We start from the raw sequence: 18,311 nt of genomic DNA, 5'->3' as shown, positions 1-18,311 counted from the left end.
GGAGGCGCCGTGACGTACCCGACCCGCCCCTGGTGGACCCCAGTCCGGCTGGAGATGGCGTTCGGCACCGACCCGGCGAGCGACCCGGCGGCGTGGGAGTGGACGGACGTCACCGCCGACCTGGACCGCACCCAGCCACTGACGATCACCCGGGGTCGGCCCGACGAGTCCGGGCAGACCCAACCTGCCCGCGTCTCCCCGCGCTTGGTGAACAACCACAGCCACTACACCCCCGGCCATCCCGCCAGCCCGCACTACCCACACGTCCGCCAGGGCGTCCCGGCACGGATCAGCGTGCAGGCCGGCGGCTCGCATCTGCGCGTGCCTAACGCGGACGGCGCGGGCGCCCGCGCCGCCGGATCTGCCGCGCTCGACGTATCAGGCGATTTGGATGTGCGCGTCGAGATGGCGCTGGACCGCGCTCCGGCCCAATGGGGCAGCGACCCGCCAGCCACCTACACCGCCTGGGCTCACGGACCGCAGCAGATCATCGGTCGCTACAACCTGGCAGGCGCACGCATGTGGCGAGTGTTGATCAGCGAGAGCGGGGCCGTCAGACTTGGCTGGTCGCCCGACGGCACCGCGCTGATCGAGGCATTGTCGACCGAGGCGATCCCGTACCCGTCGGGGTCTCGATTTGCCCTGCGTGCGGTGCTGGACGTGGATAACGGCGCGTCTGGATGGACCGCGCAGTTTTACGTCGCCCCCGCACTGTCGACGGGGGTATGGCGCGCTCTCGGGCATGAGGTTTCCGGCACTGGCACCACCAGCATCAATACGGCCGGCACGGCCGCGCTGGAGTTGGGCAACCTCGCCACGCTCGGATTCCTGCCGGGCGCCGGACGCTACTACCGGGCAGAGTTGCGCGACGGGATCGACGGGCCGCCCCTCGCCGGCCCGGACTTCACTGCCTCGCCCCCTGGCGCCAGCACGGTGACGGACCCGCAGGGCAACACCTGGGCTGTGGTGGGCAGCGCCGAGGTCACCGACTGGCGCATCCGCATGACCGGGGAGGTTGCCGACTGGGCGCCGACCTGGCCATGGGGAGACCTCTCGAACCCGGCGCGCCCCGGCGACCGGCCGGGCGAGGCCCGCTGCGACATCACCATCGCCGGCCCCCTCCGCCGCCTCGGACAGGGGCAGAAGGCGTTGGCCTCGACGCTGCGCCGCCGTATCCCCTCCTACGGCCCGGTTGCGTACTGGCCGATGGAGGAGGACCGGGCGGCAACGTGGGCATACTCCCCGATCGACGGCGTCGCGCCCATGATGACCTCCGGGCTGCAGTTCGCCGCAGTGGATACCCTGGACGGCTCGTCCCCCCTCCCCGCCGTGACGGACGGCGCAACGCTCAGCGGGATCGTTCCCGCACCGTCCGACCCGAGCGCGACGGGCTGGCACACCGAGTTCGTCGCGAGCATCCCGCGCCCGCCCGAGACAGAGCGCACCGTCATGCGGTACCGCTCCTCCGGCACAGTGGCGGAGTGGTGGCTCCGCCTCGGCCCCACGAGCGCCCGCGTGATTGGCTACAACCTGGACGGCGGCACCGTCGTCTCGCAGGGCGCCACGATCGGCCCCGACCTGCACGACGGCCGCTGGAACAGGTGGCAATTCAGGGCCAGCCAGTCCGGCGGCACGGTGTCGTGGGTGATGGTGTGGTGGCATGTCGGCACCGGCGGCGGCCAGATGTCGGGGACCTATCCAGGCAGCGCAGGGCGGATCACGAGCGTGCTGTCCGCACCCGAATGGCACGCTGAACTGGCCGGCATGGCACTCGGGCATATCGCCGTGTTCGCTCCCCAGCGGCTCACCGCCTACCAGGCGGCCGACGATGGTTTCGCTGGCGAAACGGCACTCGCGCGGATGCGGCGCCTCGCCGAGGAAGAGCAACTGCCGATGTCCGTGCTCGGCGTCGCGTCCGAGTCTCCGGCGATGGGGCCGCAGCGCCCCGCCGCCCTGCTGACGCTGCTCCAGGAGTGCGCGGACGTCGACGGCGGCGTGCTGGCCGAGCGTCGGGAGGTGCCGGGGATCGCGTACCGGCCCCGACAGGTCCTCTACAACCAGACGCCTGGCGTCCAACTGTCGGCACGGAGCAATGAGATCGACAACCCGTTCACGCCGGTGCTCGATGACCAACGCCTGCGGAACGACATCACGGCGTCGCGCACGGGCGGCTCGTCGGCGCGTGCGGTGGACGACCAGTCCGTCGCTGAGGTGGGCCTGTACGACGAGGCCGTGACGGTCAACGTCGCGGAGGACGGCCAGCTCGCCGACATCGCCGCATGGAGGCTGCACCGGGGCACGTGGCCAGGGATGCGCTACCCGGCCGTCACCAGCGCGCTGGACGTGGCGCCGAGCGTGATCGACCCGTGGATGGATCGGCTGGAGGGCGACCGCATCCAGGTCACCGACCTGCCGCCCCAACACCCCGACGAGACCGTCGACCTCATGGTCGAGGGGCTGACCGAGACCCTGACTCCAACCCGCTGGAGCATCGAGGCAGCCGCCTCTCCGGGTGGCCCGTGGCGCGTTGGCGAGATTCCTCCAGACGAGGATGACCCTGACGTCCCCACGCACGTCGACACGGACGGCACTGTGTTGGTTGTCGATACCGACGAGTCGACCACCACGCTCTACCTGCGGACCACCGACGGCCCCGAGTGGGTCACCACCGGCGGGCCCGACGGCGGCGACGCCGCTCCCGGTGACCTCCCGGTCGACCTGTCCGTTGCCGGGGAGATCGTGCGCTGCGAGCGCATCGAGCCTCTGGCCTGGGACATCTACGACCGCACCGTCACCGGCGGCTGGGGTGACACAACCACGGGGGTGGCGTGGACGAGCAGCGGCGGCCCGACCTCCGACCGGTCCGTAGCGAACGGGCAGGGCATCATCACGCTGTCCTCGCCGACGACGCAGCGGTTCGAGGTACTCCCCTTCGGGCTGTCGGACTGCCAGCTGCTCGTCACCATCACCCCGAGCGCCGTAGCCACCGGATCCGCCCTCACGGCTGGCGTCGTCATGCGCGTCTCCGGATCGGCGTACTACCGGATCCGAGTTCTCCTCGGCACGGAGGGGACGATTGGCATGGACGCGGCGCGCGTGACCACGGCCATCGGTTCCACGGCGCCAACCCCGTACACCTACGTGGGCGGCAGCGCACTCCACCTGCGGGCACGGGTGGACGGCGACCGGCTGCGGGCCCGCGTCTGGCCCGCCGGGGTGCTGGAGCCCGACGTGTGGTGGCTGGACCGCACCGTGGAGACCGACCCCGTACCGGTCGGCGTCGTCGGCGTCGTCGCGAGCGCGGAGTCGGGCAACACCAACGTGTCACCGCAGCTGGCATTCAGCTCGTGGCAGGTGGTCAACCCCCAGTACGCGGAGGTCACCCGCAGCGTCAACGGCATCACCCGCGCCCATCCCGCCGGAACAGACGTGCGCCTCGCCCACCCCATGATCGTTGCACTTTAGGAGGTGCCATGCCCTGGCCCTGGAGACCCGGGATGCGGGTCACCGCCGGCAGACTGGAGGAAGACAAGCCCGCCGTTGTTGAGCAGCCCTCCGACATCGAGGTCGTCAACTCGACCAGCCTCGTCAGCACCAATATCGCGGTTGAGGTCCAGGCGGGCGGCTACTACCTGTTCCGACTCCGCATCGCCTACGGCTCCGGCGGCGGCGGTGCTCGATTCGCCTGGCAGGCACCATCCGGCACCTCGATGGTCCGCCGCGTAGAGGGCGTCGCCAACGAGTCCAGCGGAGCGGGCGGCCTGATCGTCATGCGGGCCCGCGAGCCCGGGACGGAACAGGTGGTAGGTGGCGGCATCACGTTCGCCGGCTACCACGAGGACTGCCAGGTCAACGTCGGCTCTGTGAGCGGGGCATGCACTCTTCGGTTCGCGCAGGGTTCCAGCAGCAGCAGCCCCACGATCGTGCGCACCCAATCCCTCGTTGAGGTGCTCCGCATCCGCTGACCCCCGTCCTGTTGCCGGCTCCGGCGCGGGGCCGTTCCATGTCCGGGAGGGCTCATGGATTTGATACCGCGTGCTCGGTGGGGTGCTCGGGCGTGGCGGGAGCCCTCGGGCTCCATCCGCTACGCGGGCCCCCGGAAGGGCGTCAAGGTGCACTACCTCGGCACCCCGTACTCCAGCCGCCCGCATGCGCAGTGCGCGGCCTACGTGCGGCAGTTGCAGGCGTCCCACATGGACGGCAACGGCTGGTCCGACATCGGGTATTCGCTCCTCGTGTGCGAGCACGGCTCGGTGTTCGAGGGCCGCGGGCTCCAGCGCCGCAACTCGGCGAACGGGAACACCTCGTTGAACGAGCAGCACTACGCGGTGTGCGCCCTGCACGGCACGAACGGGACCCCGGGTGATGCGCTGCTGCGCGGACTGCGCGACGCCATCGACCACTGCCGCACCCGGGGCCCGGCCGGCAGCGAGATCAAGGGCCACCGCGACGGTCACCCGACGGCCTGCCCGGGGGATGCCCTGTACGCGTGGGTCCGCGCCGACGCCCCCCGCCCCGGCGGCAGCCCGTCGCCCCCGACCGAACAGCCCAAGGAGGGCCGGCCCATGGACCGCTACTACGAGAAGTCGAAGCCGCTGACCCTCAAGCCCAACGTATGGACCACGGTCACCTGGGACCGGTTCCACGTCCAGGGCACGGGGTGGACGGAGAAGAAGGCCGAGCAGACCCTCCTCAAGGGCGCGCACGCCTTCGTGCTCGGCGTCGGGTTCCGCGTCGGCGGGCTGGAGCGCGGTGATGAGGTGCAGGTGCGGATCGCGCGGAACCACCGGAAGGCCGGCGAGGACTGGAAGCGCGCGAAGTCCTGGCCGATCGGGTCGCCCGTCCACGCGGGCGGCCGGGGGCACTTCGTACACACCTGGCCCGGGATGCTGCCCGGCAGCGACGACAACCGGCTGGTCGTGGACCTGCTGAACGTGACCGATCGCGACCTGACCGTAGACGAGCTGGTGGCCAGCCTGCTGGCCTGGCCAGCCTGAGAGAGGGGTACCGAACCATGACCACCTGGACCTTCTGGCGCGCGACGCTGGAGCGCGCCGTGCGCACCTTCGCGCAGGCGTTGGTCGCCGTGCTCGGTGCCGACGCAGTCGACGTGCTGAGCGTGGACTGGCCGGCCGCCCTGGCGACCGCCGCAGGCGCCGCGCTCCTTGCGGTGCTCACCGCCGTTGCCACCCCCGGCGGACCCGGAGCGACCGAGACACCTACGCCGAGCCGCAGCGACCCGCTCGCGGGGAGAGCGGGCCGCCCGTGACGCCCGACCAGATAGCCGTCTGGGCCGGCGCTGGCACCGCCGTGTGTGCGCTCCTCGCCGGGCTCTGGCGCGCCGGACGCGCCGCGATCCGCACAGCCGCCAGGCTCGATGACCTCGCGGACGACTGGCGCGGCACCCCCGAGCGGCCCGGAGTGCCAGCCCGGCCGGGAGTCCTGGAGCGCATCGCCGGCATCGAGCAGTGCACGGAACGAATCGCAGGCCGCCTGACGCGCGTCGAGGAAGAGCTGCACCCCAACGGGGGCGGGAGCCTGCGCGACGCCGTCAACCGCGTCGACGCCCGCACCGCCCGTATCGCACCCGACAACTGACCACGCCCCAGCCCGCCACGACGGCGGGCTGGGGCACTTCGTCATGCGGCGGCCTCACGGGCTGCCCGGAGTGTCGCCCCCAGCGTCGCGTGGATAGTCAACTCGGGCCGGGCGTGGGCGAGCTGGGTGTACACGTCAGCAACACGGGGGTACCCCGGATCGGCGCCGACGACCATGCGTCGCCCGGAAGCCGCGGCGAACCCCAGCTCGTACATGCTGATGGGCTGTGTCGTCAGAGCCGCGTCACAGGGCGGGAACCAGAATAGGATCATGTCGGCGACCTGGAGGTGGCGGTACTCCCAGGCGATCTGGACCGGCGTCTGGGCCGGGTCGTCGATCGGGAATTCGCGGCGCCTCGGATTGAACACCGTCAACCCGGCGGCCAGCAGCTCCCGCGCGGCCACCCGCTGCCAGTCCGGGCAGTGAGTGACACCGCCGGCAAGGAACACGCTCACCCCCATCCCGGCGCCGGCCGGGGTGGGGGCTTCGACGTAGCTCGTCACCGCTGGACGACGGGCTTCTTGATGTCCCTGTGGTCCACCTCGACGCCGATCCCCTCGGTCCGCAGATACCGCGCGACCTCCTCCGCGACCGCGACCGAGCGGTGCCGACCCCCGCGGCACGCGACCGTCACCCGCACCAGCCGGCGGCGGCGATCCGAGTACCCGGCGAGCACCGCGCGCGCCTGCTCCGCGATGCGCTCCACGATCTGCATGGCCCCCGGGGTACTGAGCACGTGGTCGCGCACCCGGCGGTCCAGGCCGGTCAGCTCGCGCATCTTCGGGTCGTGGTGCGGGTTGCGGAGCTTGTCGCTCAGGTCGAAGTAGAGATGGTCGCCGCTGGGGCGCTTGCTGGAGTGGAGGGTGCCGATCGTCTCGATGAGTACCTGGGTCAGGGCCATGACTCCATGGTGACGGCTCGGCGACGTCCGTGGGCGGGTTGCCTGTTGCCTCTTCGGACTGGTTCGCCACCGCTCGCCGGTCGGCACCAACCAGCTGTTCATCTAACGGTCGTTACATGGAATCGGTGAACAGCATGCCCCGTGAGGGGAATCCGCACGGAAAGCTGTTCATCAAACGGTTCATCAACAGGTATCGTTCAAGTACCCACACCGAACCGATTGATGAACGAGGAGCCCTGTGGCGCTAGTTGGACTCGTCCGCGTATCCACCGACAAGCAAAACGTCGACCGACAGCACGACGCGCTCGACCCCATCTGCATCAAGGTCTTCGAGGAGAAGGTCAGCGGCAAGCTCGCCGTCGCCGACCGCCCAGGCCTCAGCGCCGCCGTCGACTACCTCCGCAGCGGCGACATGCTCTGCGTCCAGGAGGTAGACCGCCTCGGCCGCGACACCCTCACCGGCCTCATGACCCTCGCCGAGCTGTTCAAGCGCGACATCGCCGTCAAGGTTCTCGAAGGCGTTGGGGCCGGCGAACACAAGGAGATGAACCTCCTGCTCGAACTCGCCCTCGTCCTCGCCTCCGAGCGCCGCCGCGACATCGTCAAGAAAACGAAGGACGGCCTCGACGCAGCCCGCTCCCGCGGACGAGTCGGCGGCCGGCGCCCCGTCATGACGGAGGCGCTGACCATCCAGGCCGTCGTCCTGCGGGAGAAGGGCTTCACCCTGCGACAGATCCAGCCCCACCTACGGATCGCCGAAGGCAAGCACAAGGGCAAGAACCCCAGCATCGGCGCCATCTCCCAGGCGCTCCGAGAGCGCGACACGGAGGCCGCCGCGCCGGAGGGTGGCCGACCGTGACGACGCCGACCAAGTGGGAGATCGCGCAGCACTGGGCGCGCTCGCTCCGGCGCGACAGGTTCGCCCCGCGCCTGTACGACTTGGGCGAGCCCTGCTGCTTCGCCTGCGGGTACTACTCCGAGCACTGGGACAAGAAGACGGCGAAGGCCAGCTGGGAGCGGGCGGCGCTGGAGCGGGCCCACGTCGTCCCGCACAGCCTCGGAGGTGACGACGGAATCGACAACCTCATCCTGCTCTGCAAGCCGTGCCATCAGGAGTCGCCGGACTGGCCGGACCCCCGGGAGATGGAGCGTTGGATCGCCACGCGTGCGCCGCGGATGAGCAAGGAGATGGACGGCGTGCTTGCTTGGCAGCAGGCGGCGGTCGAGGTGCCCGAGTTCCTACCCCTTGTTGAGGAGCTGGCCGGCGAGGGCGCAGACGGCAGTCGGCTGATCGAACTCCTGCAGGACGCAGCGAGGCAGGCCGGGCTCCACTGGGGCGTCGGCCTCAGCCAGGGAACGCGTGTCGCGATCCTCCGGGCAGCCGCTGAGCGGGCCACCGCCGAGGTGGAGTTGGCCCGATAGCGGTAGCCGCCATCGCACCCTGCGTGGCAGCCTGCCGTCATGAGCCCGGATGTGGCGGTGATGGTGGCGGGTCTGCCGCGCGGCGTGCGGCTGGAGCAGATGTCGGCCGCCGTGTTGCCGCCGCTCACGGAGGGCCCGTCCGGCATCGCCACAGAGGCGTGGGGGATGCGGTGGCTCGCGGCGGCGGATCAGGCTGCTACCCGAACAACAGCTCGTCCTGGCTGAGCCACTGGCACTCGCCGCAGACGCGGCCGGGCACTCCGGAGGAGTCGACGCGGCCGTAGGCGCCGGCCGCTGCGCCGCAGTTGTCGCACGGCGGGCTGACTGACGAAGTGGTTCGCGGACGGCGCGCGGTCCGGCGGCGGGCGGCCTTCGACCAGCCGCTCGCCGACTGCTCGGTCACGGCACGTCCCGGAGCCACTGCCACCGGCCGGCGGCGTCGGGCTCGTAGAGCGACCGTCCACCGGGATACGCGCAGCCCGCCGACGGGAGCGCGACGCCGCCGGCCCGCTCCTCCTCGGGCACGGCGGACAGGTCAAGCGTCTCCCCATCGCAGGGGCCGCCGTGGAGGATCACCGTGGTCACGGCCCCATGGTGTCAGCCGGGACTGACAGGCGGGGCCGATTCCGGTGCGGGCCCCAGCAGCCACTCGGCAACTTCACCGACGCCAGACGTTGACGCGTTCGGTTGCCAGTAGCGGCGCCCCATCGGGCCCTTTGATGTAGGCCGGAATCCACTGCTGGCGACGCTGTTCGCGGCCAGGGCCGTAGGGCTGCTGGCGCCAGTGGCCGGAGACGACCCAGCGGTGCCGGTAACGGCGGCCCTCGTACTCGTCGTCTTCGGGGGGGCGGTCGCTCGGGGTGTATTGCCGGCGTAGGTCGACCACGGTGACGTCCGGGGAGGGCCGTCCTTCGCGGTGGGCCCGGCGTCGGTCAGCGGGGCCGGCGGCCTCCCGGGTGCGGTCGACGAGTTGGGGCTGCTGCATCAGCAGCCACGACGCGGCCAGCGCCGAGAGCACGGTGGCGATGTCCGGGTCGGCTTCGGCCAGCGGCACCGGGTCGGTGGTGACGGGCAGGACGGCGCCGGAGGTGACCAGGATCGGGGCGGCGTCGATGCCCCGGTCGGTGAGGGCGTCCAGGCGGCCCTGCGCGGCCCAGCGTTCGGCGAGAGCGCGCCGGGTGAACGCAGTCCAGATGGCTAGGCCATCGGGGTGCGGGCCCCACATTAGGGCCTCAACCTGCATGTCGAGGTGGTCGACGGTGACGGTGCCGATGCCGCCCTGGTAGTAGATGAGGCCGCAGGGGGAAGGCCGGTCGGCGGTGGCCCAGCGCGCGGCGGCGAGCTGGGCGCCAGCGGAGACCGCGAGGGCGGCCATGTCCGGGGTGACGACGTAGAGGTCGGCGTGCCGTATGTGCTTGATGAGCAACTGGGTGGCGTCCTCGTCGCGCTGCCCGTGCTCGTCGGCGACGCTCTGTGTCGCGCGATCCGCTGTCGGTGGGGTGGTGAGGTAGCGGATGGTTTGGTCCCGCAGGCGCGGGAGGTGGACGGGGCGGATGCTGGTGGTCACCGGGTGCCTCCTCGGACGTGCGAGGGCCGCCACCTGGTGGTGGCGGCCGGGGCCCCTCGGAGGGTCGATGAGACAGGAACCGTATCAGGCGTCGGGCGTTGCGGGGCGCTCGTCCAGGTCGGTGCGATGACCCTGCCCCGGTCGGCGGGCGGCGGCGTCGCGGACGGCCGCCGCGTCGTACCGGGCCTCGGGGCGACCGCTGGCGCCGGTGACGTAGTCGGCCGCCCCGAGGCCCGCGCGACGCAGGAACGTGCGCGCGCCCGTTCGGCTGGCCACGCCGAGGTGGTCTACAACCTGCCCGATCAGCCACAGCTCCCGCTCGGTGGACTCACTCATCGTCAAGCGCTGCCCGGACGGTGGCGAGGTCGGCGGCCGGCATGGCGAGCTCGCGGTAGGCGATCTCACCGTCCACCGTCCCGGCCTCCTCCGTCGGGGTGACCAGTAGGTAGACGTCGGGGTCGTCCATGGATAGGCCGTGCTTCGCGGCCCAGGTCAGGATCTCGTCGGGGACGTTGATGCCCGCGACGCCGGGCTCGACGGCGCGGGCGGTGGGGGACTCGCCCCGGACGACCGACCAGACGGCGGTGCCGATGGCGTGGGACATGGCAGCTCCTTGGGTTCATGGCTTCGGGTGGCTCCCTCAACCTCTTCCAACTTTGACATACGTGTGTCGAAGTTGGCAAGCTGTGCACTACGCCGCCGAGCGTTGGGCGAGCGGCATCCCGAGCAGGTCGCCTCGGCTCCACCTGGTGCCGCACCCGGCGCACGTCGCCGCGTCCGTGGAGACGCCGACGCGGAGCAGCCCCTGGCACGGGCAGACGACGGCGACGCGGCGCTCGGCGCGCTCGCCGAGGGCGGCGGTGCGCACGGCCGACCAGGCGTGCCCGATCTCCCGCAGCGCCTCCTCCACGGCCGGGTGCTGGCGGCACGCCCAGTCGAGGCGCCAGCGGAGCCACAGCGCCGGACCGGCCGCCGCGTTCGGCAGCCACCGCTCCGGCAGGTCGTGGCCGGCGACCGACGCCCAGTCCCGCGCCCACGAGTCCAACAGCGCCGGCACCTCGACAGACAGGTCGACGGCGTGCAGGGCAATCGGCGGGCGCGACCCGGCCGGGCCGTGGACCGCCACCAGCCCACCTGTGCGGGTTGGGACCGGCGACAGGGCGGCCAGCAGCGCGGGCAGTTCGGCCAGGCGCTCGGCTGCACGCGACTGGCATCCGGGGCAGGCTAGCCGGTCCAGATCCCAGGCGGGCAGAGGGCGGTAGCAGGCGGTGCAGCAGGGGGCGAGGGTGGTCATGTCGTGCTCCTGGTGCTCGTGCGGGTGGCGCGGGGCTGTGTGGGCGCCTGCGGGGCTGTCAGGGGTCCGTCCGGTGTCGAGGGCCGGGGAGGGGAGTTCGGGCGCGAGAGGGGTGCCGAGGCAGTTCTGTGGGGCCACGGCGCCCCGGTGGTGGCCCGGCTGGTGCCGGGCCACCGGGGGGTTACGGCGTGGGGGCGTCGGGGTCGAGTGCTGCGCGGACCTCGTCCCAGGCGTCGTGCCAGCCGGCGTTGTAGGCGAGGTCGTTGGGCAGCCCGCGTTCCTCGCGCGGGGTGGTGGGCAGCGCCCCCCGCACGCGGTTGAGCGCGGCTTCGGCGCGATCGAGGCGGTCAAGGCGGCCCGCCGCCCGGCGTTGTGCCTGGGCGTCGTACTGGAGGATCGTGCGCCACATGTCGTCCAGGTCGGGCTGCACCTCGGCCATGACGGCGTCGGCGATGGTGTCGGCGTCGGCGTTCGGGTAGGTGCCTTCGGCGTCGGCGATGAGGGCCGCGATCCGGTCGCGCAGCCCGGCGAGCGGGGTGGGGACGATCGCGCAGGGGCCACCCGCGCAGGCGCCGGTGTCGCCGCACTCTGGGCACTCTCCCCGCCGTGCGCTCTGGGTGTCGGCGTGGATCGCCTCCACGATCCGGGCGCGGAGGGCCGGCAGGTCGTCCCGGTGGAGGCCCAACTCGACTGCCCACGTGCCTGCTTCGGTGTCGAGGTAGGTCAGGCCGGGGATGCGCAGCAGGATCTCGTCGGGCGCGCCGGGCATGGCGGTGATGGCCGAGTGCTCGGGCTCGACGGTGGGGAGTCCGACGCCGAACGGCTGTGTGCCCGCCTGAGCGCCGTTCTCCCCCTCGGTGGCACTCGGGTCCACTCGGGGGGCTGGCGGGCCGTCAGGGGCCCCGTGGGGCGCCGTGGTGGGGGCGTTGCTGTGCGGGGGGACGGCGGACTGCTGCCACCACACCCCCGCCTCCTCGTCCTGGTGCCGCCAGCGCGGGTGCGGGCCAGCGGGGAGGCTGCACGTCCAGTCGGTGAGCTGATCCCCGCACACGGCGGGCGTGGGCTCGGTCATCAGCGGTTCCTCCTTGGGGAGTTGCGGCGTGCGGCTGCGCGCCTCGTGGCGCGGTTGGCGCGGGGCTGGCCGGCGGCGTGTGCGGCGCCGATGCGGTCGATCTCGGCCCGGATCGCGGGGTCGGCGACGATGGCGCCCGCGATGAACAAGGCGAGCCGCCAGGTGTCCACGTGGCAGTTGATGCGGGCAGCGAGCATCAGGCGCAGCCGGTCGTCAGCCGGCAGGTCATCAGCGAACGGATTCATGGTCTGGTCCTCCTGGTGGCCGGTCTGGTTGGGTGGTGGGGCGCCCGGCTGGTCACGACCCAGCCGGGCGTCCTGGCGGGTGGTCACGGGGTAGTGGTGCGGTCGAGGTCGTCGGCGACTCGGCCGAACTCGGTGGCGGCGCGCTGGAGATCGGCGACGATGCGGCGGGCGATCACGGCGGGGGCCGAGAGCGGTGGCGGCGCCGGCGCCGGCGTGGTCGTGGTGCAGCTGTCGGTGGGCCACACGGTCGGCGGCGCCCCAGCTGGCCGGGTGGCGGGGATGGTGACGATGAGCGCCCGGACGTCGGTGCCGGAGGCGCGGAACGCGCCGGCGGGGAGCGGCTGGACCTGGCCGCCGCGGTCGGCCACCAGCTGCCGGAACCGGGCGGCCGAGGCGGCGGTGGCGGTGGCGTGGGACATGACGGCGACGAGGAGCCCCTCGGCCCGCAACGCACCGAGGGCGTGGGTCACGTGGGCGATGTCGGCGCCGCGGGTGAACGGGGGGTTCATGATCACCCGGTGGTAGACCGGGTCGGGCCGGGTGGCGAGGAAGTCCGCGACCAGCGCGGTGACGCCCGGGTGGTGGGCGGCGCGCAGCACCTCGGCGTGGCCCGGCTCGACCTCGACCGCGTCCACCAGGGCGCCCGCCGAGGCGGCGGCGAGGGCGAGGGCGCCGCGCCCGGCGGACGGCTCCAGGACTCGCATCCCCGGGGTGATCGCGGCCAGCTCCAGCAGACGGGCGACGACGGGCTCCGGGGTGGGGAAGTACTGCTGTGCCTGGATCGTCTCGCGCGGGGTGGTGACGTGGCGGGTGGTCAGCAGCCGGGCCAGCGCGTCGGCGGCGTCGTCGGGGAACACGTGCGCCTGGGCGGTGCGGTCCCACCGGCCGCCCGCGCCCTGGAGCACGGTGTCGATCCGCTCGTACAGGCGCGGGTCGAGCCGTGGGCCGGCGAGGGTGAGCCGGGGGCCGGTGGTGCGGGCCCGGGTGCGCAGGGTGGTGAGTATGTCGTCGGGGATGATCACGGTCGGGTCCTCCAGGTGGTTGTCGTGGTGGGATCGGGGGGCGCCCGCGCCGGGTCGAACGGCGCGGGCGTCCTGCTGTTCGGTCACGGGGTGGTGGCCGCGGTGATGAGCGCGCGGGCGAGGGGCGGGGGGATGGCGTTGCCGATCTGCTGAGCGACGTCGCGGCCGGACCACGGGTAGTCGGCGGGGAAGCCCTGCAGCAGCCCGGCCTCCGAGTGGCTGAGCCGCGGGAGTTCGCGGGTGCCGTCGGCGGAGAGCACGCGGTTCCGCGAGATTTTCGACGTCACGGTGAAGGCGGGTTCGTCGGACCGTCGCCGGCCGCGGTTCCGCGGGTCGCCGCCGGTGCCGTAGTTGCTGACCACGACGAACGGCTCGGGCCGGGACAGGGCGTCGCCCTGCGAGATCCAGCGGGGCAGGCCGATGCTGATCAGGTCGGGCTCCTGCCGCCACGGCCGGTGGGTGGGCTCGGGCAGGACGGTCCGCCCGTCCAGGCGGGCGACGAGCACGGCTCGGCGTCGAGTCTGCGGTACGCCGTACTCCTCCGCGCGCAGCACTCCGGTGGCGACGCCGTAGCCCTCCCGGGCCAGGACGGCGCCGATCACCTGCCACACCGGCAGCACGGCGGGCACCTGCTCCAGGACGACGGCCCGGTACGGCTGACCGTCGTCCAGGGCAGTCAGGGCCCAGCGCAGCGGCTCCAGCACGAGGCCGGTGCGTTCGTCGCCCCATCGGGCTGCGGTCTGCTGGCGTGCGGCCATGGCCCGAGCGGCATCCAGCACCTCGGCCAGCGCGCGGCGCCCGGAGCCGTCACCGGCGTGGCTGTAGGTCTGGCAGGGCGGCCCGGCGGCCAGCACGGTGGCGTCGGGGACGCTGTCGGGCCCATGGTGCCGGACGTCGGCGTGGATCGTGGCATGCCCGGCGGCGGTTCGGGTGGTGACAGCGTCGGCGTCGTGCTCGATGCCGACGGTGGGCAGGCCGAGTTGTCGCGCGGCCTCGTCGAGTCCGCCGGGGCCGGCGAACAGGTCGGCGATCACGTTCCGCTCCTCTCGGTGGTGCGGGATGGGTGGCTGGCGGGGAGTGCCCTGCCGCGTCGGGTGGTGCAGCGAACGCCGGCGGGGGCGCGGCACCAGGGGCAGGCGACGGCGAGTTCGGGTGGGCGGGGGCGCCGGCCGGGGATCGGCGGGGCGGTCATCGCTGGCCCGCCGTCCAACAGTCGGGGCAGATGTCGCGGCCGTCGCGGGTACGGCGCCAGCCCTGCCGCCGGAGTCGCGCACGGGTCTCGGTGGCGGTGCACGGCGGGCCGGGCGGCGTGTCGTGGACGTGGCACCGCTCGCCGGGGGCGGTCTCGGCGTCGCACTCCAGCCAGACGACGGCGGTCATTGGGTGGCCTCCCATCTCTGCCGCGCGGCCTGCGCCCGCTCCCGGTGCGGACCGGCGCCGCGCGGACGGCCGGACGGGAGCCGGCAGCCCTTGCCCATGGGCGCGGTGCAGCGGGGGCAGGGGATGGACATGGGGCCGGGCGCGCGGCGGGGCGCGGGGACGGCCCGCCCGACGCCGCCGAGGAGTTGGGCGACGGGCCGGGGCCGTTCCAGCCCGGACGCGGCACGGGTCCGCTGGCCGCGCAGGGCGGCGAGGTAGGCGGTCACGTCGTCGGGGTCGGCGTCGGGCACCTCGACCGTCAGGCCGGGGCCGACGTAGTCAGCGGCGGCCTGGGAGCGGCGCTCCCGCACGGCCTGCCGGATGTCGGCGATCTTGACCCACTGCTGGGTGCGGATCAGGTCGGCGGCGGCGGCCATGCAGTCCCGGTACGGCAGGTCGCCCAGGGCGGCGTGCCACACGTCGGGGGTGCCGGCCTCCATGCGGTTCAACACGTTGGCGGCCGAGAGGAGTTCGAGTAGGTCGGCGGTCTGGTTGAGGTTCATCACTGCTCCTGTGCGCGGGCGCGGAAGCGGGCGATCACGGACGAGTTGTGGCTTCCGCCGGTGGTGCCGGTGGCGGCGGCGGGGAGTGCGGGGGCTCCGGGGGTGCCGGCGGGGACGGACGGCATGTCTTCCCAGATGCGGGTGAGGTACCGGGCGGACCGCGGTGGGTCGGCCGGGTTCCAGCGGCGGCGGGTGAACTCCACGAGCGCGGGGATGCTGCTGCGCTTGATGTGGGCGTGGATCTTGAACCACTCCACCTCGGAGAGGCGCCAGCCGACGACCATCCCGGCGGCGGTCAGCTGGTCCACGAGATCCCGTGCGAAGTCGGGCACCAGGGGGCCGTCTTGCGTGCCTGCTTGCTTCTTCTTCTCCTTCGTAGAAGGAGAAGAAGGACGGGACGGGGACGGGGCAGCGTTATTAACGCCGTTACGAAACTCGTCTACCTGCGACGACGGCCGATTTTCGGGGTCGCTTCCGTTCGCGTTCGTGTCGCCGTCGTGTCGCGTTCGTGTCGCCGAGCCGTCGTTTTCGACGCCAGAACCGTCATCCGTAACGCCGTTACGCGGGGCGTTACTCTCTCCGTTACGCGCGGCCTCTTCGGCGGCGCGCTTCGCCTCACGCTCGGCCTTCTTCCGCTCCCGCCACGCCTTCTGCCGGGCGGCGTTCGCCTCCCGGTCGGCCTTCACCCGGGCACGGTCCGGGTTGTACTCCAGGTAGTCGTGCACCTCCCAGCCGTCGTCGGTCCGGTCCCACAGCCCGGCCTTCTCCAACTCGGCCGCCGCGGTCTTGGCGCCGCGCACCCGGGAGATAAGGTTCAACTCCCGAGTGGCGATGCGGCCTTCGGTCAGGTTCTCGGAGCACCAGCAGAGCCCGGAGACGTACAGCCGGAACGCTCGGTCGGACAACAGCGCGACCTTCCGGTGAGAAGGGAAGCGGTCGTCCAGGCGAACCCAAGGCATCGGTGCTCCTGCGTGGTCAGTTGGTCGGGGTCGGGGTGGCCGCGCGGTCGGCGGCGATGGTGCGGCGGCGTTGTTTCTCGGCGCGCTCGGCGGGGTCGAGGCCGCCTCGGATGCCCCAGCGGCGCACCCGCTGCGGGTTGGCCGGGTGCTCCTCGGCCATGGCGGCCTCCAGGCAGGCCACGCGGGAGGGGCGGGCCCAGCAGATCTTCTTGGCCACGTCGGCGGTCTGGCCGGTGGTCGGATACCAGGCGTCCGGATCGGCGCCCGGCCGGCGGCACGCGGCCGACAACTCCCAGTCGTGGCTGGTCATGCCGACCCCCGGGCGAGGAGTTGTTCGACGTAGCCGGTGCTGTAGCTGACCCGGTCGGCGATCTCCTTGGTAGTCAGTCCGCAGGCCGCCAGGTGCCGCACTTCCCCGGCCTTGTAGGCCGCTTCGCTGCGGATGGTCCGCCGCTCCTCGGGCTCCCGCTCGGGCGCTTCGGGGTTGTCAATCTCGCCCCAGTCCTCCCAGAACAGCGGGTCGGGCCAGCCAGCCGCCAGCGCCTCCTCGCGTGCCGCGCGGGCTCGGATGGGCTGCACTCCGTTGTCCTCCGGCTGCCGCGCGGCCAGCGCTTCGTAGGCGAGTGAGACGCGGTAGGCGGTCCAGGTGGTGACTGGTCGTTCGGTTTTGACGAGGTACTGCACCCACTCCTTGTGGGCACCCATTTCGCGTGCGATTGCCGCGCGGGGCCAGCCGGCGGCGATGAGGGCGCGGAGCCGGCGGCGGGTGCCTGTGCCGTCGGTGCGCTGGTTGTTGCGCATCGCGGCGGGCGGGGGCTGGACGGCGAGGATCGCGTCGTGGGTGGTGCGGCGCACGGTGCTCCGGCCCTGTGTCAGGCCGTAGAGGGTGTCGGGGCTGACGCCAGCGGCGTCGATGATCGCCTGGTCGGACATGCCGGCCGCATGGAGCGCGTCGAGGTGGCGCCGGGCGTCCTTGGCGGGCACGGTGAGCGGGCGGCCGATGGAGCGCAGGTACCTCGCGCGCTTGACGTCGGCGCCGCGCTGGCGGCGGCAGGCGTCGCAGCGGCAGCCGCGTTCGTAGCGGCGCGTCGTCCCGTGCGGCGGGAGGGGCCTGGTTGCGGTGGTCACGCGGCCACCTCCTCGGCGCCGCCGCCGATCCACCGGCGACAGGCGGACGCCTTGGTGGTGGCGCGGCGGGAGGGGGCGTAGCCGTGGGCGCGGATGACCCCGCGCCGGGCGGCGATGGCGAGTTGGGGGCCCCACTGGTGGTGGTCGTCCGGTTCGTCCACCAGACCCTCGCGGACGAGGTCGGCGGCCTGGAACGGCACGCCCCTGCGCGCCATGACGGTGATGGCGGCCTGGCAGGCGGCGGCCCACGACGGGGCGGTGCGCTGCTCGGCGCGGGCCATGCCGTCACGCTTCGCGCGCTCCCCGGCGGCGGGGTTGACCGTGCCCGCGACGACGGCTGGGAGCTGGAGCTGGGTGCCGGTCACGACGCCGCTCCGTCCGTGGCGGCGAGGATGGCGCGGCAGGCGGCCAAGTCGCGGTCGGACTCGGTCAGCACCTCGCCAGAGGGCGTGAAGACGCGTAGCGGCGCGGTCTCCCAGGGAAAGACCTCCAGGTCGTGTTCGACGGTGTACGCCTGCCCGTCCTCGTGGGTAGTGGTGGCGTCGCTGTAGTGCCGGGCGCAGAGCCACGCTCCGGTCGGGGTGGTGTAGCGGGCGTCGTTCCAGAACGCGGCGGGGGCGTCGAGGCGCCAGACGGGCCGGAGTTGCTGGCACCGCTGGCAGCGGCCGACGGCGGGGATCGGCTCGGTCATCGTGTGCTCCTCTCGGTATCGTTCGGGGTGGCCGCCCCCGGCAGTTCGAGTGCCGGGGGCGGCCGAACATCAGGGGGTGGAGAGGCCGCTAGCCATGGCGGCCGCGATGTCGGCGTTGTACGCCTGCGTGGCGGCGTCGTAGCCGGCCGCGCACAGCCACGTGATGGGCGGCTCGTAGTCCGGCTCGTCCCACGGCTGGCGGAGCGGCTGCCACCTGTACAGGCGCCGCGTCTGGTCGCAGTGACCGCACTGGCCGTCGTGGGACGAGCCGTCGATCAGGGCGGCCTCCTGCCGGGCGAGGTCGGCTTGGCAGTCGTCCCAGGTGATGCCGCAGCCGACACAGGGTCCGGGGCGGACGATCGACCCGTGTGGGGGCTGGATCGGGAAGGAGTGCTTGCAGAGGGAGACGGTCATCTGTGCTCCTCAGGTGTGTTGGTGTTGGGGGTTCCGCCGGCCGGGGCTGGTCACCGGCCGGCGGAACCGGTCAGGG

Annotated in this window: 27 protein-coding genes; 8 read left to right on the top strand and 19 right to left on the bottom strand. The window is 72.8% G+C overall.

Translation table 11 applies throughout. The features are described 5' to 3' along the window. Positions 1-9: 9 nt before the first annotated feature. From AOM46_RS25960 to AOM46_RS25940, 5 genes are read left to right on the top strand one after another with little or no spacing between them, the layout of a single operon-like run. Positions 10-3,465 carry a hypothetical protein gene (locus tag AOM46_RS25960; RefSeq protein WP_062215721.1) on the top strand — a complete coding sequence of 1,152 codons (3,456 nt, stop codon included), beginning with the start codon at positions 10-12 and terminating at the stop codon, positions 3,463-3,465. 8 nt (positions 3,466-3,473) lie between these two features. Further along, positions 3,474-3,965 carry a hypothetical protein gene (locus AOM46_RS25955; RefSeq protein ID WP_158920642.1) on the top strand — a complete coding sequence of 164 codons (492 nt, stop codon included), beginning with the start codon at positions 3,474-3,476 and terminating at the stop codon, positions 3,963-3,965. Between the two features lie 54 nt (positions 3,966-4,019). Beyond that, positions 4,020-4,997: an N-acetylmuramoyl-L-alanine amidase gene (locus AOM46_RS25950; RefSeq protein WP_107080179.1), complete on the top strand. Its 978-nt coding sequence runs from the start codon at positions 4,020-4,022 to the stop codon at positions 4,995-4,997. A 17-nt stretch (positions 4,998-5,014) separates the two neighbouring features. Further along, positions 5,015-5,269, top strand: coding sequence for a holin (locus tag AOM46_RS25945; protein WP_062215716.1), 255 nt, complete (start codon positions 5,015-5,017; stop codon positions 5,267-5,269). Next, complete coding sequence (locus AOM46_RS25940; RefSeq protein ID WP_062215714.1) at positions 5,266-5,598, top strand: hypothetical protein; 333 nt, start codon at positions 5,266-5,268, stop codon at positions 5,596-5,598. The genes AOM46_RS25945 and AOM46_RS25940 overlap by 4 nt, the downstream gene beginning before the upstream one ends. Positions 5,599-5,639: 41 nt before the next feature. Here AOM46_RS25940 and AOM46_RS25935 read toward each other — a convergent pair whose 3' ends face one another. Together AOM46_RS25935 and AOM46_RS25930 are read right to left on the bottom strand one after the other, a co-directional pair. After that, positions 5,640-6,101: a nucleoside 2-deoxyribosyltransferase domain-containing protein gene (locus AOM46_RS25935; protein WP_062215711.1), complete on the bottom strand. Its 462-nt coding sequence runs from the start codon at positions 6,099-6,101 to the stop codon at positions 5,640-5,642. Beyond that, a complete protein-coding gene (locus AOM46_RS25930; protein ID WP_158920639.1) occupies positions 6,098-6,499 on the bottom strand; it encodes an RNase adapter RapZ in 402 nt (133 codons plus the stop codon). Before AOM46_RS25930 ends, AOM46_RS25935 begins: the two co-directional genes overlap by 4 nt. Positions 6,500-6,737: 238 nt before the next feature. Here AOM46_RS25930 and AOM46_RS25925 point away from each other — a divergent pair, with 238 nt between their 5' ends. The 3 genes from AOM46_RS25925 to AOM46_RS34260 are packed head-to-tail and all read left to right on the top strand — an operon-like array spanning position 6,738 to position 8,146. After that, positions 6,738-7,358, top strand: a complete 621-nt coding sequence (locus AOM46_RS25925) for a recombinase family protein (RefSeq protein ID WP_062215709.1) — start codon at positions 6,738-6,740, stop codon at positions 7,356-7,358. Next, on the top strand, positions 7,355-7,921 hold the full coding sequence (locus AOM46_RS25920; protein WP_062215707.1) for an HNH endonuclease: 567 nt from the start codon (positions 7,355-7,357) through the stop codon (positions 7,919-7,921). Before AOM46_RS25925 ends, AOM46_RS25920 begins: the two co-directional genes overlap by 4 nt. Positions 7,922-7,960: 39 nt before the next feature. Next, positions 7,961-8,146: a hypothetical protein gene (locus tag AOM46_RS34260; RefSeq protein WP_158920636.1), complete on the top strand. Its 186-nt coding sequence runs from the start codon at positions 7,961-7,963 to the stop codon at positions 8,144-8,146. A 174-nt stretch (positions 8,147-8,320) separates the two neighbouring features. On the opposite strand, the gene AOM46_RS25915 is transcribed toward AOM46_RS34260, so the two are convergent. The 17 genes from AOM46_RS25915 to AOM46_RS25835 all read right to left on the bottom strand — a co-directional run bounded on the left by AOM46_RS25915 (position 8,321) and on the right by AOM46_RS25835 (position 18,235). After that, on the bottom strand, positions 8,321-8,506 hold the full coding sequence (locus AOM46_RS25915; protein ID WP_062215705.1) for a hypothetical protein: 186 nt from the start codon (positions 8,504-8,506) through the stop codon (positions 8,321-8,323). Positions 8,507-8,579: 73 nt separating this feature from the next. Then, positions 8,580-9,488, bottom strand: coding sequence for a hypothetical protein (locus tag AOM46_RS25910; protein WP_062215703.1), 909 nt, complete (start codon positions 9,486-9,488; stop codon positions 8,580-8,582). 84 nt (positions 9,489-9,572) lie between these two features. Then, on the bottom strand, positions 9,573-9,824 hold the full coding sequence (locus tag AOM46_RS25905; protein WP_062215702.1) for a hypothetical protein: 252 nt from the start codon (positions 9,822-9,824) through the stop codon (positions 9,573-9,575). After that, a complete protein-coding gene (locus tag AOM46_RS25900) occupies positions 9,817-10,092 on the bottom strand; it encodes a hypothetical protein (protein WP_062215700.1) in 276 nt (91 codons plus the stop codon). Before AOM46_RS25900 ends, AOM46_RS25905 begins: the two co-directional genes overlap by 8 nt. Before the next feature lie 87 nt (positions 10,093-10,179). Further along, positions 10,180-10,782 carry a hypothetical protein gene (locus AOM46_RS25895; RefSeq protein ID WP_062215698.1) on the bottom strand — a complete coding sequence of 201 codons (603 nt, stop codon included), beginning with the start codon at positions 10,780-10,782 and terminating at the stop codon, positions 10,180-10,182. Positions 10,783-10,963: 181 nt separating this feature from the next. After that, positions 10,964-11,854, bottom strand: coding sequence for a hypothetical protein (locus AOM46_RS25890; protein ID WP_062215696.1), 891 nt, complete (start codon positions 11,852-11,854; stop codon positions 10,964-10,966). Then, the gene (locus AOM46_RS25885; protein WP_062215694.1) at positions 11,854-12,186 is read right to left on the bottom strand and encodes a hypothetical protein; all 333 of its coding nucleotides are present in this window, start codon (positions 12,184-12,186) and stop codon (positions 11,854-11,856) included. Before AOM46_RS25885 ends, AOM46_RS25890 begins: the two co-directional genes overlap by 1 nt. Beyond that, positions 12,183-13,208, bottom strand: coding sequence for a methyltransferase (locus tag AOM46_RS25880; RefSeq protein ID WP_062215692.1), 1,026 nt, complete (start codon positions 13,206-13,208; stop codon positions 12,183-12,185). Before AOM46_RS25880 ends, AOM46_RS25885 begins: the two co-directional genes overlap by 4 nt. Beyond that, positions 13,205-14,155: a DNA cytosine methyltransferase gene (locus AOM46_RS25875; RefSeq protein WP_062215691.1), complete on the bottom strand. Its 951-nt coding sequence runs from the start codon at positions 14,153-14,155 to the stop codon at positions 13,205-13,207. The genes AOM46_RS25880 and AOM46_RS25875 overlap by 4 nt, the downstream gene beginning before the upstream one ends. A 154-nt stretch (positions 14,156-14,309) precedes the next feature. Further along, complete coding sequence (locus tag AOM46_RS25870; protein WP_062215689.1) at positions 14,310-14,501, bottom strand: hypothetical protein; 192 nt, start codon at positions 14,499-14,501, stop codon at positions 14,310-14,312. Further along, positions 14,498-15,043: a hypothetical protein gene (locus AOM46_RS34255; protein WP_062215687.1), complete on the bottom strand. Its 546-nt coding sequence runs from the start codon at positions 15,041-15,043 to the stop codon at positions 14,498-14,500. The genes AOM46_RS25870 and AOM46_RS34255 overlap by 4 nt, the downstream gene beginning before the upstream one ends. Continuing rightward, positions 15,043-16,002, bottom strand: coding sequence for a hypothetical protein (locus AOM46_RS34250; RefSeq protein ID WP_158920633.1), 960 nt, complete (start codon positions 16,000-16,002; stop codon positions 15,043-15,045). The genes AOM46_RS34255 and AOM46_RS34250 overlap by 1 nt, the downstream gene beginning before the upstream one ends. A gap of 16 nt (positions 16,003-16,018) precedes the next feature. After that, positions 16,019-16,312: a WhiB family transcriptional regulator gene (locus tag AOM46_RS25855; protein ID WP_062215685.1), complete on the bottom strand. Its 294-nt coding sequence runs from the start codon at positions 16,310-16,312 to the stop codon at positions 16,019-16,021. After that, positions 16,309-17,130, bottom strand: a complete 822-nt coding sequence (locus AOM46_RS25850) for a hypothetical protein (protein ID WP_062215684.1) — start codon at positions 17,128-17,130, stop codon at positions 16,309-16,311. The genes AOM46_RS25855 and AOM46_RS25850 overlap by 4 nt, the downstream gene beginning before the upstream one ends. Further along, complete coding sequence (locus AOM46_RS25845) at positions 17,127-17,495, bottom strand: hypothetical protein (RefSeq protein WP_062215683.1); 369 nt, start codon at positions 17,493-17,495, stop codon at positions 17,127-17,129. The genes AOM46_RS25850 and AOM46_RS25845 overlap by 4 nt, the downstream gene beginning before the upstream one ends. After that, complete coding sequence (locus AOM46_RS25840) at positions 17,492-17,821, bottom strand: hypothetical protein (RefSeq protein ID WP_062215682.1); 330 nt, start codon at positions 17,819-17,821, stop codon at positions 17,492-17,494. The genes AOM46_RS25845 and AOM46_RS25840 overlap by 4 nt, the downstream gene beginning before the upstream one ends. A 69-nt stretch (positions 17,822-17,890) precedes the next feature. Next, a complete protein-coding gene (locus tag AOM46_RS25835; protein WP_062215680.1) occupies positions 17,891-18,235 on the bottom strand; it encodes a hypothetical protein in 345 nt (114 codons plus the stop codon). Positions 18,236-18,311: the final 76 nt, after the last annotated feature.

It is taken from the genome of Streptomyces sp. NBRC 109706 (assembly GCF_000974485.1).
Classification (GTDB): domain Bacteria; phylum Actinomycetota; class Actinomycetes; order Streptomycetales; family Streptomycetaceae; genus Streptomyces.
Note: the sequence above shows the minus strand (reverse complement) of the source record. Positions and strands in the feature narration are given on the sequence as shown.